Raw genomic sequence first — 14,381 nt, 5'->3', positions numbered from 1 at the left:
GGTGGCCGGCCGGGTCGTCTACGCGGTCGACGACCTGTCCACGCTGTCGGCGGTCGCGGCGCTGGGCGTCGACGCCGTCGAGATCGAGCCGCCCGACGACGAGGAACAGCTGCGCCGCTTCGTGGCCGTCGCCCGGTCCCGCGGTCTCGGCGTCACACTGCGCCTGGCCAGCGACCGGATCCTCGGCCCGGCCGTGGTCGACCACGTGGTGCAGTGGCTGGCCGGCTTCGCGCTCGACGGCGTGCGGCTCGACGGGCCACCGCCGCCGGTGCCGCTGGGCGAGTTCGCGGCCGCCGTCGGGGCGCTCTCCGACCACCTCGGGCGGCCGCTGACGCTGGCCGAGTCGGGGCGGTTCCTCGTACCCGGTGATGGTGGTGTGCTCGGCACCATCGACGCCGTCAGCGCGTGGCTGTGGCGCGCGGGCGACGCGGACCCGCTCCCCGACCCGGGCCTGCCGGTCGCTCCGCCGCCGCCCGGCGCGGTGGCGACGCTGACCGGGCTGCGCGACGTCGCGGCGACGCTGCTGCTGACCGCGCCGCTGACCCCACTGCTGTCGCCGGCCGACAACCTGCCGGCCGAGACGCTGCGGGCGCTGACCGCCCTGCGTCGCGCCCACCCGGAACTGACCAGCACCGAGCCGGAGCCGACCCGGCCCATCCGGCGCGGCGCCGAGGTGATCACGATGCGCCGCGGCGCGCTGGTGGTGGCGGCCAACATCGGCCTGACGCCGGCCCGGATCGGCCTCCACGGCGTGCCCCGGTCGGTGCTGTTCACCACCGGCCCCGGAGTGAGCCTCACGCACACCAGCGTCGACCTGCCGCCGGAGTCGGCCGCCGTGGTCGCCTGCTGCCGCTTCGACCAGCCCTGACTATCCTCCTCCTCGGGTCTCGTTCGTCGGGGAGGCGGAGTAGTGGGCGTATCGACGCTGGGCTGGGTGCTGACCATGGTCACGCTCGTCGCCCTGCTCGCCGTCGACCTGCTGGCGGTGTCGCGGCGCAAGGACGCGGTCACGCCGGCCGGCGCGGGGCGATGGATCGCGCTCTACGTCGGCCTGGCCCTGGTCGCCGCGGTGATCATGCTGTTCTGGCTGGGCCGGGAGACGGCCGAGCAGTTCGTCGCGACCTACCTGACCGAATACAGCCTCAGCGCCGACAACCTCTTCGTCTTCATGTTGATCATCGGCCGGTTCGCGGTGCCACCCTCGGCGGTCGAGGAGGTGCTGACGGTCGGCATCCTGCTCTCGCTGGCCCTGCGGATCATCTTCATCGCGGCCGGCAGCGCCGCGGTGCACGCGTTCAACTGGATCTTCTACCTGTTCGGCGCCTTCCTGATCTACACGGCCGTGAAGCTGCTGGGTTCGATGCGCGACGGCGACGACGGTGCGGAGGAGAAGCCGCCGGGCGTCGCGCTGCTGTCCCGGCTGATCCCGGCCACCGACGTGTACGCCGGCCGCCGCTTCACCACGATGGTCGACACCCGCCGGGTGCTCACCCCGATCCCGCTGGTGATCGCCGCGATCGGCGTCGCCAACCTGGTGTTCGCGCTCGACTCGCTGCCGGCCGCGTTCGGCCTGACCAAGAGCGCGTTCGTGATCGTCACCGCCAACGCGTTCGCGATGCTCGGCCTGCGGCAGCTCTACTACGTGGTCGGCGGCCTGCTGGAACGGGTCGTCTACCTGCCGATCGCGCTGGCCGTGATCCTCGGCTTCATCGGCGTGAAGCTGGTGCTCGAAGCCCTGCGCGGCTCACACATCGACGCCCCGGAGATCGGCGTCGGCCCGTCCCTGGCCACGATCGTCGGTGTGCTGGCGATCGCGGTGGTGGCCAGCGCCCTGCGCAACCGCCGCGCCTGACGCTATTCGAAGCGAAACTCCGCGACGCGCCGGTTGCCCTTGAACCACGCGCCCGCTAGCTCTTCGCCGATCACCGCCCGGTATTCGCCCGCGAAGTCGATCTCCTTGTGGCCGGGCACCTCATACCCCGTCTCCTTGAACACCACCGTCGTCCCGCTGGCGCGCCCGTTGTCGGTCGGCGTGACCCGGCCGACGATTCGGGTGGTCGTGCCGAACGCGGGATAGGTGATCGTGCCGGTGAATTCGGCCGCCGGCCATTGGTCGATGCGTAGGACCATCTCCAGATCGCCGTTATATCTGCCCCGCCAAACGGCCGAGCCGCCGATTGTCGGCGCGACCGGATGCTCCGGGATCGAAGCCGCGAGGCGTTCCCATTCGGCGCTGGCCATCGCGCCCGGCGCTTTGCCGATACGCGAGGCAAGCTCGTAAACCACGGCGGTCAGATCGAGATCGACCTGCGCCTCCGAACCGAGCGACAACGCACGCCCGTCGGCCGGTCGTGCCTGGATCCCCTTGAGCGCCTCTTCGAGGCGCCACGCGCACGGTCGCACGACCAGCGGCAAGATCAGCAGGCCCTGCTCCGCGTGGGCGACGATGCGGGGCATCTCCTCGTCCCAGATGAAGCGGGACGCGAGAAACGCGGGGCTCAGCATGAGGACCGCGATGCTGGCCCGCTCCAACTGCGTCTCTATCGCGCCGCGCCAATCGGCGCCGGCTGCGATGCGGCTGTCTGACCAGGCGTGCACCAGACCCCACCGCTCCAGCGCGGCGAGGTGTTCCATCAGCCGGATGAGCCACGGACGGTCTCGATGGCTGTAACTGACAAAGATCTGTTCCCTGGCCATTCGGCGCACCTTTCCGGCATACGAATGACGGCCCATTGAATGATCGGTGTCAAACCGGCGGGAGCGTAATCATCCGAGCGTTTGAGCTTTGTCCGCATGCGTTGTTCGATGCTCCCGCCCGTGGTTGGCTGAATCACCACATAGGAGGGAGCGCTCGCCATGACGACGCCGACGCTCGGGCGGGGCCTCGCCGAATGGGTGTGGGAGCAGCAGAGCGTCTGGTCGCAGGCGGCCAGCGCGGCCAAGGCCCGGATCGTCCGCAGCCGGCTGATCCTGCTGGCCCTGACCGTGGCCGCCGCGCTCGCCGGCACCGTCGCCACCCAGGTCGGCGGCGCCTGGTCGCGGGTGTTCGCCGGCGTCGCGGCCGCGGCGCTCGCCGCGGCGCCGGTCCTGGCCCGCGGCACGTCGCCGAAGAGCGTCGCCGAGTGGACCCGCCTCCGTTCCGTCTCCGAGGCGCTCAAGGCCGAGACCTACCAGCGCCTGGCCGGCGTCAAGCCCTACCGCGGCGCCGACCCCGACGAGACGCTGAAGCGCCGCGCGGGCCGGATCATCAACGACGCGAGCGACCTGGCGGCGGAGCCGGGCATCCTGACGCCGGCCGTCCGCCCGTTGCCGGCGGTCTCCGACGTGACCAGCTACGCCCGCGAGCGGGTGGAGAAGCAGCTCACCGACTATTACCGCCCGAGGGCGAAGCACCTGGCCGAGGTGTCGGCGCGCTACCTGCGCGCGGCGACCTTCGTGTCCCTGGCGATCGCGGTGACGTCGGCGGTCTCCGCGATCGTGGGTGCCAACCTCAGCGTGTGGGTCGGCGTGGTCACCACGTTCAGCGCGTCGCTGGTCGCCTTCAGCACCGCACAGCGCTACAGCTATCAACAGCTCGAGTTCGCCCGCACGGCGACTCAGCTCAGCCTCCTGCTGAGCACGTTCCCGGGCGACGCCGACCCGGCCCGTGCAGACCATTTCGTCGCCGAATCCGAACGGGTCATCTCGGTCTCCAACGACGCCTGGATGGCCAAGCAGACCGAGGCCGACGAGCCCGCCTAGGTCAGACGGGTCGCAGGCGGAGCAGGTCGGGGGTCAGCTCGACGATCTCGTAGCCGGTCGGTGCGCCGGTCGAGCGGGCGCCCGGTGGGTAGGCCAGGTTGAGCCGGGTGCGCGACGGCGCGGTCCAGTGGCCGACCGAGGCCACCGGCGCGTCGGTGGGGCCCGGGCGCAGGTCGGCGAACGTGCCGTCGTCGCGGAACTCGATGCCCTCGCGGCCCCGGGCCGGCGGCAGTGGGCGGTCGGCGGGGCGGTAGACGCGGACGCCGGCCGCGTCTTCCTCCCGCACGTGCACCCAGCGCCGGAACAGGGCCGGGGGCAGTGACGTCACGGCGTGGCCGCCGCCGCGAGCAGGCCCGAGCGCGGGCCGCGCAGGGTGGCCGCCATCCGGGCCGCCTGGCCCTGGGTGAACATCACCATGGCGGCATCATCCGTGTAGTCCATGTAGTTGACGAACATGTCGCCGTGTGGCGCGTTGTCGCACGACACCTTCGGGTAGGCCGGGCGGCCGTAGTTGGGGCCCGCCTGGTTGGGGGTGTCGGCCACGAAGTCGTCGCCGCCGCAGCCGTCGCCGTCGTCGCCCCAGATGTGGCGCAGGTTGAGCCAATGGCCCACCTCGTGGGTGGAGGTGCGGCCCAGGTCGAACGGCGCCGCCGCGGTGCCCGTGGAGCCGAACGCGGTGTAGGTGCACACGACGCCGTCGGTCTCCGGCGGGCCGCCGGGGAACTGGGCGTAGCCGAGCAGGCCACCACCGAGCTGGCAGACCCACAGGTTGAGCGTGGTGTCGGTGGAGACGGCGTCGGCGCCGCCCGTGCGGGCCGACTTCACCGCGTCGTCGGTGTCGAAGGACGCCACCGACGTGCGCGTGCGGGTGACGTCGACCAGCGCGAACTCGACGTCGGCGTCGGCCGCCACCGCCGCCCAGACCGGCGGCACCAGCGACACGTCGTCGTTGCGCCGGCGGAAGTCGCGGTTGAGCGCCTCGATCTGGGTGGCCACCTGGTCGTCGCCGATGTTGTGCTCGGGGCGCGACCAGACCACGTGCACGACGGTCGGGATGGTCACCAGGCCCAGCGGCGGCGGCTCTTCGCGGGCGGCCCCGAACGTGAAGGTCTCGATCTCCTCCCGGGCCCGGGCGTAGCCCGGCTCGGTGTCCAACAGCCGGCGGTGCACCGGCATCGTGCCGCACCAGTCACGCGCCGCGCCGGGCGCGAGCCGCCCTCCATCGAATGCCATCGCGCCATTCTCCCTGTCCGGCACCGGTCCGCACTAGCCGATCTTGGACTCTTCGCGGCACCACCGGATGGCCGGACGGTGCGAACCGGATGGCCGAGAAGGTGATCTACTAGAGACAACCGGCGCACATCCTGGCATCCTGCCTGCCATGACGCTTGTGCTCCGGTCGGTCGCGCTGACCGACCGCGGTCTGGTCCGGCGGGCGAACCAGGACGCGGTCTACGCGGGCGCCCGACTGCTCGCCGTCGCCGACGGCATGGGCGGGATGGCCGCCGGAGACCTGGCGAGCGAGATCACCATCAAGGCGGTCGCCGCGGCCGACGCCGACCACCCGGAGGCCGCGCTCGTCGACGCGATGCGCGAGGTGATCGGCACCGCGGGCGCCCGGATCCGCGACGCGGTGGCGGAAGATCCCACCAGAGACGGCATGGGTACCACGCTGACCGCGCTGCTGTTCGCGCCCGGCAACACGGCCGTGACGCTGGCCCACGTCGGCGACTCCCGGGCCTATCTGCACCGCGACGGCGTCACCCAGCAGATGACCAAGGACGACACGTTCGTGCAGATGCTGGTCGACGAGGGCGTGATCACGCCCGACGAGGCCAGCGTGCACCCGCGCCGCGCGGTGGTCACCCAGGCGCTCCAGGGCGAGCCCGTCGAGCCGGCCTTCAGCACCATGACGCCGCTGGCCGGCGACCGCTGGATGATCTGCAGCGATGGCCTGTCCAATGTGGTCCGCGAGGACACGATCCAGGACGTGCTGCGGATCTACCCCGACCGCGCCGCCTGCGCGGCCCGCCTGGTCGACCTGGCCCGCCGGGCCGGCGGCCCCGACAACATCACCGTGATCGTCGCCGACCTGGAGGCCGCGCCGTGATCCGTCGAGTGCTCGTCAGCCTCGCCGCGCTGGCCGTCGGCGCGGTCGCCCTCGACCCGATCGGCGAGGTGCTCTTCTACGGCCTCGAAGGCTTCCCGGTCAGCGCCGACGCGAGCGGCGTGCTCCGGATCCTCTCGGCGACCGGTTCCGTCGCGCTGCTAGCGGTCGGCGCGGCAGCCGGCTGCCGGGTGCCCGGCCGGGCCGGAGGCTGGCCGACGGTCGCGGCCGGGCTCGTCGTCGCCGGCCTGCTCACCGCCTACGCGCCGCTGGATGGATCCTCCGCGTTGTTCGGCGAGCTGCACCCACTGATCCGTCCCGTCGCGGCCCTGGTGGGCGGCGTCGTGATCGGCGCGACCCTGGCGGCGGTGCTGCCCGCGACCCCGGCGGGCGGCGACCCGTGGCCCGTCGCCGCGTTCGCGGCGGGCATCGTGGCCGGCCTCCCGCTGGTCCTCCGCCTCCCGCCCGACTTCCCTGAGCTGCGCACCCTCGGCTGGGCCGAGGTGATCGCCCTGGGCCTCGCCGTCGTGGCGGCGGTCGCGACCCGGACGGCGCAGGAGCCCGAGACACCCCGCATCAGGGCCGTCACCCTGGTCGCGGTGTTCGGCGCCATCGTCGGCGCCGCGTTCCACATGGAGTACGTCGGCCGCGCCACGGAGAGCTCCCCGGCGGCCGTGGTCGCGGTCGTGTTGCTGCTGACCGTGCTCGTATGGGTTCTGATCTCCCGGGTCCTGGTGCGGTGGAGCGGCAGCGTGGCCGGGCCCGACGCAGCCCGCTTCGCGCTGACCTGCGCCGGCGCGGCCGCCGCCCTGTTCTCGGCCAGCGGCCGCAACCACGGCATCGGCTGGGGGTCGGATTGGCTGCCGCTGATCGGCCTCCTCGCTGCTGCGGCCGGCGCCTGGCTGACGCGCCGCCGGCCGGCGATCCCCTGGGACGCGGCCGGCATCGGCGCCGCGGCGCTCATCGCCCTGGTGATCACCACGGTGCGGACCGAAAACTCCAGCTTCCTGATAGCCGGCATGCCGGTCGCGGCGTTCGCGCTCGGCTCCGCACTGGCTCGCACGGCGGTGGCCGGCGCCCTGTGCGGCCTGGTCACCCTGCTGATCACCGCGCCGGTCCTGATCGGCACCTTCAGCCAGCTCCAAAACCTGCTGTTCGACGACAACGAGGACCAGTCCGGATGGTTCCGCGAGGCCGTCCTGTTGACCCCGCTCTGGCTGACCGGCCTGCTGACCGCGGCCTACCTCGCCCGGCGCCCGCGCCCCACCAGCCCGGCGCCGGAACCGCTACCGGTCGGCTGACGCGTACTCCCGCAGAAGTTCCTGCTCGCGCTCGCGTTTGGGGAAGGCGAAGAAGACCAGCAGCGCGCCGATCAGGATCGCGCCGATGCCGGCGGTGTAGGTCCACCGGTCGCCATCCAGGAACGCCGACCGGGCCGCGTCGATGATCTGGTGCGCATACTGCGGATAGCGCTGCGCGGTGTCCACCGCGCTGGCGAACGAGTTCTCCAACTCGGTCCGCGTCTCGTCGATCGCGCGCTGGTCGGCGGGCGGCGCACCGGCCAGTTCGCGGGCGAAAGCGGTCGCGTAACCGGCGGTCAGCAGCGCGCCGAAGACCGACTGGAGGACCGCCCCGCCCAGGTCGCGCTGGAGGTCGGCGGTGCCGGAGGCCATGCCGGCCCGGCGCACCGGCACCGAACTGGTCAGCGCGTGCGAGGCGGGCGTGCCGGCCAGGCCCACCCCGATGCCGAGCAGCCCGTAGGCCAGGGCCACCCGCCAGAACGCGATGCCCTCCTTCCACAGCAGCAGCATCGCGACGAAGCCGAGCAGACAGAACACGTAGCCGAGCAGCAGCGTGAAGCGCGAGCCGCGGAGCCGGACCAGCACCGCCGACCGCGGCGCGACCAACACCATCAGGGCGGCGGCGGGCAGGATCGAGAGGCCGGCCTTCAGGGTCGAATAGTCGAGCACGTTCTGGAGGAACTGCTGCCCGACGAACATCGCGCCCATCAGCGAGCCGAACACGATGATCCCGCCGCAGGCGGCGACCCAGAACGTCGGCCGGCCGGCGATCCGCAGGTCGTAGAGCGGGTTGGCGGCCCGCCGCTGGCGCAGCACGAACAGCACGGCCGCCAGCACCGCGATCCCCGCGAGGGCGATGGCCCGCCCGCCTGCGCCGGGCACCGCCGCGTCGTTGATCGCCAGCACCAGGGCGGCCACCAGGATGATCGACAGGGCGCCGCCGAGGTTGTCGACCCGCCCGCCGCCCTCGTTGACGTGCGCCGGGACGAGCAGCACCGCGAGCACCAGCGCGACCGCGGCGAGCGGCAGGGTGACCAGGAAGACCGAGCCCCACCAGAAGCCCTCCAGCACGGCTCCGGCGATGGTCGGGCCGAGGGCGGCGACCGCACCACCGATGCCCGACCAGAGCGCGATCGCCTTGGTCCGGGCCGGCCCCGACCAGAGCGCGGTGATCAGCGCGAGCGTGGTCGGGTAGGCCATGCCGGCCGAGACGCCGCCGAGGACCCGGGCGGCGATCAGCACGAGGTCGGAGGGCGAGTAGGCGGCCAGCACGCTGATCGGGATCGCCAGGGCCATCCCGATCACGAGCAGCAGCTTGCGGCCGTGCCGGTCGCCGAGGGCGCCGAGGTAGAGCACCGAGGCGGCGAGGCCGAGCGAGTAGCCGATCGCGATCAGGTCCAGCCGGGTCTGCGTCGAGTCGAACGCCCGGCCGATGTCGGGCAACGCCACGTTGGCGACCGACAGGTTGAGGTTGGCCACCGACGCCACCAGGATCAGCGCGGTCAGCACCAGGCCCGCGCGGGCCGGGGCGGGCGGGCTGCCGCGCTCGCCGGTCCGGGCAGCGGGTGCGGACGTCACCGGGAGGATGCTAATCGGGACATTCCTCCCATACGGTCGATTCGCCGTATTGGTTCACGTCCCGTCGTAGGTTGGGAAGAGGAGCCCTACGCCGGTAAGGAGGCTCGCCATGTTCGTGCAGATCATCCAGGGTCACGTGCGCGACGCCGACCAACTCAAGGCGGCCATGGACCAGTGGGTCCGCGATCTCTCGCCCGATGCCAGCGGCTGGATCGGCTCGACCGGCGGGGTGACCGACGACGGCGAGTTCATCGGCCTGGCCAGCTTCACCGACCCGGAGTCGGCCCACCGCAACAGCGAACGGCCGGCACAGGACCAGTGGTGGCAACGCACCGCGAAGCTGTTCGACGGCGACGTCACGTGGCACGAGACCTTCGACGTGTGGACCGACAACCCGGGCGACCCCAACCGCGCGAAGTTCGTGCAGATCATGCAGGGCCAGGGGCGCGACCACGACCGGGCGCTGGAGTTGATGGCACAGGACTCCGAGGAGTGGGCGAAGTTCCGCCCCGACGTGCTCGGCACCACCGCCTGCTCCTACGGCGACGGCGAATACACGATGGCGGTCTACTTCACCAACGAGCAGGAGGCGCGGGCCGGCGAGCACAAGAAGCCCCCGCCCGGGCTGGCCAAGCAGATGTCCGAGATGGAGCATCTCAACATCCGCGAACCCAACTTCTACGACCTGCACACGCCGTGGATCGACGCGCCGTGAACACCCACAACGGCCACAATGGCCATCAGGGGCGCGCGGAGCGGGCCGCCTTCGGCAAGGCGCAGCGGGCCGAGGTGCCGCTCGACGCGCAGGTCGCCACCGGCGCCGACGGCGACCGCGACCCGATCGGGCTGGTGATGGGCCAGGCTGCGTCGCGGGTGCCGGAACTGGTCCCGGTCCGCCATGCCCGGATGTCGGTCTCGCCGTTCGCCTACTTCCGCGGCGCGGCCCTGCCGATGGCGGCGGATCTCGCGAACGCACCGCACGCCGGGCTCACCGTGCAACTCTGCGGTGACGCGCACCTGTCCAACTTCGGGGCGTTCGCGTCGCCGGAGCGGCGGCTGGTGTTCGACTGCAACGACTTCGACGAGACGCTGCCGGGGCCGTTCGAGTGGGACGTCAAGCGGCTGGCGGCGAGCTTCTCGGTGGCGGCGCGCGACAACGGCTTCAAGCGCAAGCAGCGCAAGGCGATCGTGCGCGAGGTGGCGCAGGCCTACCGGGAGAACATCCGCCGGTTCGCGACGCAGGGCCGGCTCGACGTCTGGTATGCCCACCTCGACATCGAGGCGACCATCCCGCGGTTCCGCGACCAGATCCGGCCCAAGGCCTACAGCGAGGCGACCTCCGTGCTGGCCAAGGCGCGCAGCAAGGACAGCATGCAGGCCCTGTCGAAGCTGACCGAGGTCGTCGACGGGCGCCGCCAGATCATCAGCGAGCCGCCGACCATCGTTCCCATCGAAGAGGTGTTCAGCGGCGTCGAGACCGACATGCTCTACGGGCTGATCGGCGGCGTGATCGACTCCTACCAGCGCAGCCTGAGCACCGACCGGCGGCACCTGCTGCACGGGTTCAACCTGGTCCAGGTGGCCCGCAAGGTGGTCGGCGTGGGCAGCGTCGGCACCCGGGCGTGGATCGTGCTGCTCGAGACCGGCGACGGCGAGCCGCTGTTCCTCCAGGCCAAGGAGGCGCAGAAGTCGGTGCTCGCGCGCTACGCCGGTGCCAGCCACTATCGCAACCAGGGCGAGCGGGTGGTCGCCGGCCAACACCTGATGCAGGCGCTGAGCGACATCTTCCTGGGCTGGACCCGGGTCAAGGCACCCGACGGCGCCACCCGCGACTTCTACGTGCGGCAACTGCGCGACTGGAAGTTCTCGGTGCCGATCGAGCGGATGCGCCCGGAGGGCATGGTGCTCTACGCGAGGATGTGCGGCTGGACCCTGGCCCGGGCACACGCCCGCTCCGGCGACCCGGTCGCGATCGGCGCCTATCTCGGTGGCTCCGACCGCTTCGACCGGGCCATCGCGGAGTATGCCGAGGACTACGCCGACACCACCGAGCACGACTACGCGATGTTCCGCGACCACGTCAAGGACGAACTGGTCGGAGTGAGCGCGTAGCCAGCGGCGACAGCCCGGCGAGGATGACCACCGCGGCGAACGGCAGCGCGTCGAGGTTGACGGCGATGGCCAGGAACCCGGCCAGCATGACGATCGGGCTCCACAGTGGCACCAGCCGCGCGGCGACGAGCTGACCCAGCAGCGTCAGCATGCCGACCTGGAACAGCACCGGCAGCCCGAGCTCCAGCGGCTCCGGCAGGCTGACGTCGATCGCCGGCACCAGGTCGGTGAGCGTCACGAAGAGAAAGGCCGACGCGCCGACCAGCGCGGCGACGAGCGCACCGTCGCGGACGACGCGCTGCCAGCGGGCGACCGCCGGCACCTGCTGGCGCAGGCTCACCGCCAGCACGGCCATCAGCACGAACGCGAGGAAGAACGCGGCGTGCCCGATGTTCCAGGCCGGCCCGTTGCCACGGTCACCGTCGAGCCCGTCGACGAACCGCATGATGCCGTAGAACAGGATGAGCAATGGTGCCGCGAGGGCGGTGAACCTGGTGGTTGAGGTCATGTCCGCAGACTTCCAAGCCCACCGCCCCTAGCGACATCGGGAAACTCCCCCGCGCTTCCACTAAGGCCTTTACCCGAGCCAGTCGAGCAGTTTGGCGCCCTGTTCCTTGATGGTCAGCACGGAGAAGACGCCGAACAGCAGGACGCCCCAGATCAGGGCTATGACGCGGATGCCGCGCGGGCGTACGCGTTCCGGCAGGAACTTGCGGTTGATCAGCAGGAGCAGGCCCGAGTAGAGGAACATCATCAGGCCGCCGACGCACGCGGAGATGACCAGCAGGACCAGTGGCTGGTCGAAGCCGCCGAGCAGGACCACGACGCCGATCAGGACCAGGCCCCAGACCAGCGCGAAGTAGATCCGGCTCTCGGAGACCCGGCGCAGGTAGCCGACCTTGAGCACGTCGGCGGCCAGCCGGCTGGTGTAGTCGACGATGCCCATCGCGGCGGCGAACAGGGAGACCGCGCCGATCACCCAGAACAGCACGCCGAACCACTCGCCGACCAGCTCCTTGAGCCGCTCGCCCTCGACCTCCAGGAAGCCGACGCCGTTGGCGAGGCCGGGCACGCCGAAGACGGTCGAGTAGGACAGCAGCGACATCAGCGTGATGGTCACGATGGTGATCAGCACGAACGTGTAGAGCTGCTCCTTGTTGGCCAGCTTCCACCACTGCTTCCAGCGGGCCAGGTTGGCGTCGGTGTCCTCGAACACGAAGCCGGTCGACTCCGGCGCGGCCTCCTCCCGGCCGGTGATCGGGCTGACCAGGCGCGGCACGTACGCTCCCATGCCGAAGCCCTTGTCCCTGATCCAGTTGCTCTGCACCAGATTCTGGCCGCCGCCGGCGCCCGCGAAGACCAACGCGGAGAGCATCAGCGCGAAGCCGAGCTCGGTCGGGAAGTCGGGCCGGACGATGTCGTGCCCGAGCGTCGTCCAGGCGTCGGTGGTGACCGCGAAGATGACCGCGATCACGATGAAGACCACGACCAGGCCGACCTTGAGGAACTCGACCCGCTCCAGCACGGTGTAGATCACCGGGGCCAGGGTCAGCGTGACGCCGATCAGCGCGAGCATGCCGATCGCGATCCACTTCGGCTCGCCGCCGAACAAGTAGGTCAGCATCGTCGCCGAGCTGGTAGCCCAGCCCGGCCAGAGGTTGGCGAAGTAGGTCAGGATCGCGAAAACCAGACCCCAATGCCGCCAGGTACGCGAGAATCCGGTCAGCGCGGTCTCCCCCGTGGCGAGCGTGTAGCGCTCGATCTCCATGTTGAGGAACCACTGGGTGATCAGCCCGACCGCGGCCGCCCACAGGAAGACCAGACCGACCTGCGAGGCGATGTACGGGAACAGGATGAACTCGCCGGAGGCCAGCCCGACACCGGCGGCGATCACCCCGGGCCCGATGATCCGCCAGTGCGAGCGGGGCGCCTCGGGTAGGTCGCGAACCTTGACGTCGTGCACGTGTCGGCTGCGGAAACGGTCGGCGGCGGTCTGCGTCATCAGGGCCTCCTGGGGCAGGGTGCCGCCCTCCTTCCCCCATATTGACGATCGTCAAACCCGTACAGTCCTCATCGTCCGGACTGTCCTTTATGTTACGAATAGACCTTGAGACCAGCTCGCTTTAGGGAGGCTCGGATGCGCGGACGAACGCTGTGGAGCGTCGCAGCCCTCTCGGTTGCCTCAGTGGTGGGCTGGTATGCCTTCGCCGGGCCGGGAACGGGCGCCAACGCCGCCGACCCGGTGTCCGATGTCGAGCAGGCGCCGATCGTCGCGGGCCGGATGCCGGCGCTCGGGGTGAAACTGCCGGCGTCCGAGGCGTCGGGGCTGATCGCGAGCCGGCACAACCCGGGCATGTACTACTGGCTGCGGGACGGCGGTTCGAGCAAGCCCGGCCGGCCGCGCGACGCGATCTGGGGCATGCGGATCTCCTCCGGCGGGATGCCGGAACCGGTGCGCGGCGCGGAGCTGTTCCCGAGCTATCCGGTCGAGGGCGCGAAGAACCTCGACTGGGAGGACCTGACCGTCGACGACGCCGGCGCGCTGTGGATCGGCCAGTTGGGCGCCAACAACTGCAAGGACCAGCAGCGGCTGCTCCGGGTGGCCGAGCCGGACCCGAACGGCGCCGGGCCGCTCAGCGTGGTCGCGTCCTACGACCTGCGGTTCCCGGACAACACGAAACCGGGCTGCACGACCTACAACTCCGAGGCGATGATCTGGCTCGACGGGCACTTCTACGTGTTCGCGAAGACCAGCGGGTCGCCGGTCTACCGGGTCGACCTGCCGGCCGGCACCTCCGGACGGGCGACGGTCACCCGGATCGGCAAGATCGGCCACAACGTCGACAACATCTCGGCGGTCGGCATCTCCGACGACCGGTCCCGGCTGATGGCGCTCGACCACGAGCGCTTGTGGGTCTTCACCACCGACCCGACCCGCACCGGCGACGACTTCCTGAAGGACGCGTTCAGCAGCAAATACACGGGTACGGCGAAGTTCGAGGCCCCCGGCGGCGCCTCGGTGGAGGGCGGCTCCTTCGTCCGGGACAGCCACGACATCGCGTTCGTGGCCGAGGACGGCAATCTCTACTACGCCCGCCCGCAGACCTACGGCGAGCCCCCGTGGACAGCGCCCCCGACCGCTCCCCCGACACCGACCTTCCCGCCGCTGCCGACGGAACCGCCGCTGCCCACCGAGCCGCCGATGCCGACGTTCCCGCCGTTCCCGACAATGCCGCCGTTCCCCACGATGCCGCCGGCCCCAACGGACGCACCGGATTGGTACGACCCGTGGTTCGACGACCTCCCCACGCTGCCGACGGAGCCGGAAACAGAGGGCTGAGGGACCTCCCTCTAGATCTAGGAAAAAAGTGGTAGCTATAGCTACCACTTTTTTCCTAGATCTAGAGGGAACGCCGCCGCGGCGGCGGCAAATCGGGCTTATCGGCAGTCAGGCCGGCCAGCGGCGGACCTGGCAAGCGCAGCGCAGCGGAGCGATCCCTCGCGGGAGGAACGGTCCGCGCCACCGCGGACCCGAGTCATGA

At 71.1% G+C, this 14,381-nt stretch carries 14 protein-coding genes; 8 read left to right on the top strand and 6 right to left on the bottom strand.

Annotation, left to right across the window (positions count from 1 at the left end):
* The first annotated feature begins 1 nt into the window (after position 1).
* Together DFJ67_RS22720 and DFJ67_RS22715 are read left to right on the top strand one after the other, a co-directional pair.
* Positions 2–868, top strand: a complete 867-nt coding sequence (locus DFJ67_RS22720) for a DUF3459 domain-containing protein (RefSeq protein WP_116069841.1) — start codon at positions 2–4, stop codon at positions 866–868.
* A gap of 42 nt (positions 869–910) precedes the next feature.
* The gene (locus DFJ67_RS22715; RefSeq protein WP_203784471.1) at positions 911–1,852 is read left to right on the top strand and encodes a TerC/Alx family metal homeostasis membrane protein; all 942 of its coding nucleotides are present in this window, start codon (positions 911–913) and stop codon (positions 1,850–1,852) included.
* Between the two features lie 2 nt (positions 1,853–1,854).
* Here DFJ67_RS22715 and DFJ67_RS22710 read toward each other — a convergent pair whose 3' ends face one another.
* Positions 1,855–2,697 (bottom strand): toll/interleukin-1 receptor domain-containing protein, encoded by an 843-nt coding sequence (locus DFJ67_RS22710; RefSeq protein WP_170215935.1) that lies wholly within the window; start codon positions 2,695–2,697, stop codon positions 1,855–1,857.
* A gap of 159 nt (positions 2,698–2,856) precedes the next feature.
* Here DFJ67_RS22710 and DFJ67_RS22705 point away from each other — a divergent pair, with 159 nt between their 5' ends.
* Positions 2,857–3,741, top strand: coding sequence for a DUF4231 domain-containing protein (locus DFJ67_RS22705; RefSeq protein WP_116069839.1), 885 nt, complete (start codon positions 2,857–2,859; stop codon positions 3,739–3,741).
* A 1-nt stretch (position 3,742) separates the two neighbouring features.
* Here DFJ67_RS22705 and DFJ67_RS43340 read toward each other — a convergent pair whose 3' ends face one another.
* Both DFJ67_RS43340 and DFJ67_RS22700 read right to left on the bottom strand, forming a co-directional pair.
* Complete coding sequence (locus DFJ67_RS43340; protein ID WP_203784464.1) at positions 3,743–4,069, bottom strand: hypothetical protein; 327 nt, start codon at positions 4,067–4,069, stop codon at positions 3,743–3,745.
* Entirely contained in the window at positions 4,066–4,974 is a 909-nt protein-coding gene (locus tag DFJ67_RS22700) for a zinc metalloprotease (protein WP_203784462.1), read from the bottom strand. The genes DFJ67_RS43340 and DFJ67_RS22700 overlap by 4 nt, the downstream gene beginning before the upstream one ends.
* Before the next feature lie 148 nt (positions 4,975–5,122).
* Here DFJ67_RS22700 and DFJ67_RS22695 point away from each other — a divergent pair, with 148 nt between their 5' ends.
* On the top strand, positions 5,123–5,851 hold the full coding sequence (locus tag DFJ67_RS22695) for a PP2C family protein-serine/threonine phosphatase (protein ID WP_116069838.1): 729 nt from the start codon (positions 5,123–5,125) through the stop codon (positions 5,849–5,851).
* Entirely contained in the window at positions 5,848–7,149 is a 1,302-nt protein-coding gene (locus tag DFJ67_RS22690; protein ID WP_147315573.1) for a hypothetical protein, read from the top strand. Before DFJ67_RS22695 ends, DFJ67_RS22690 begins: the two co-directional genes overlap by 4 nt.
* On the opposite strand, the gene DFJ67_RS22685 is transcribed toward DFJ67_RS22690, so the two are convergent.
* The gene (locus DFJ67_RS22685) at positions 7,135–8,727 is read right to left on the bottom strand and encodes an MFS transporter (RefSeq protein WP_116069836.1); all 1,593 of its coding nucleotides are present in this window, start codon (positions 8,725–8,727) and stop codon (positions 7,135–7,137) included. The two genes, DFJ67_RS22690 and DFJ67_RS22685, sit on opposite strands and share 15 nt — an antisense overlap.
* Before the next feature lie 109 nt (positions 8,728–8,836).
* On the opposite strand from DFJ67_RS22685, the gene DFJ67_RS22680 reads away from it, so the two are divergent.
* Both DFJ67_RS22680 and DFJ67_RS22675 read left to right on the top strand, forming a co-directional pair.
* The gene (locus DFJ67_RS22680; protein WP_116069835.1) at positions 8,837–9,442 is read left to right on the top strand and encodes a hypothetical protein; all 606 of its coding nucleotides are present in this window, start codon (positions 8,837–8,839) and stop codon (positions 9,440–9,442) included.
* Entirely contained in the window at positions 9,439–10,839 is a 1,401-nt protein-coding gene (locus DFJ67_RS22675) for a DUF2252 domain-containing protein (RefSeq protein WP_116069834.1), read from the top strand. Before DFJ67_RS22680 ends, DFJ67_RS22675 begins: the two co-directional genes overlap by 4 nt.
* On the opposite strand, the gene DFJ67_RS22670 is transcribed toward DFJ67_RS22675, so the two are convergent.
* A complete protein-coding gene (locus DFJ67_RS22670; RefSeq protein ID WP_116069833.1) occupies positions 10,808–11,347 on the bottom strand; it encodes a hypothetical protein in 540 nt (179 codons plus the stop codon). The genes DFJ67_RS22675 and DFJ67_RS22670 overlap by 32 nt on opposite strands.
* Positions 11,348–11,416: 69 nt before the next feature.
* Complete coding sequence (locus DFJ67_RS22665; RefSeq protein ID WP_116069832.1) at positions 11,417–12,841, bottom strand: Nramp family divalent metal transporter; 1,425 nt, start codon at positions 12,839–12,841, stop codon at positions 11,417–11,419.
* A gap of 135 nt (positions 12,842–12,976) precedes the next feature.
* On the opposite strand from DFJ67_RS22665, the gene DFJ67_RS22660 reads away from it, so the two are divergent.
* Positions 12,977–14,179 (top strand): hypothetical protein, encoded by a 1,203-nt coding sequence (locus DFJ67_RS22660; RefSeq protein WP_147315572.1) that lies wholly within the window; start codon positions 12,977–12,979, stop codon positions 14,177–14,179.
* Positions 14,180–14,381 lie beyond the last annotated feature (202 nt).

The organism is Asanoa ferruginea, from assembly GCF_003387075.1.
Classification (GTDB): Bacteria; Actinomycetota; Actinomycetes; order Mycobacteriales; family Micromonosporaceae; genus Asanoa; species Asanoa ferruginea.
Note: the sequence above shows the minus strand (reverse complement) of the source record. Positions and strands in the feature narration are given on the sequence as shown.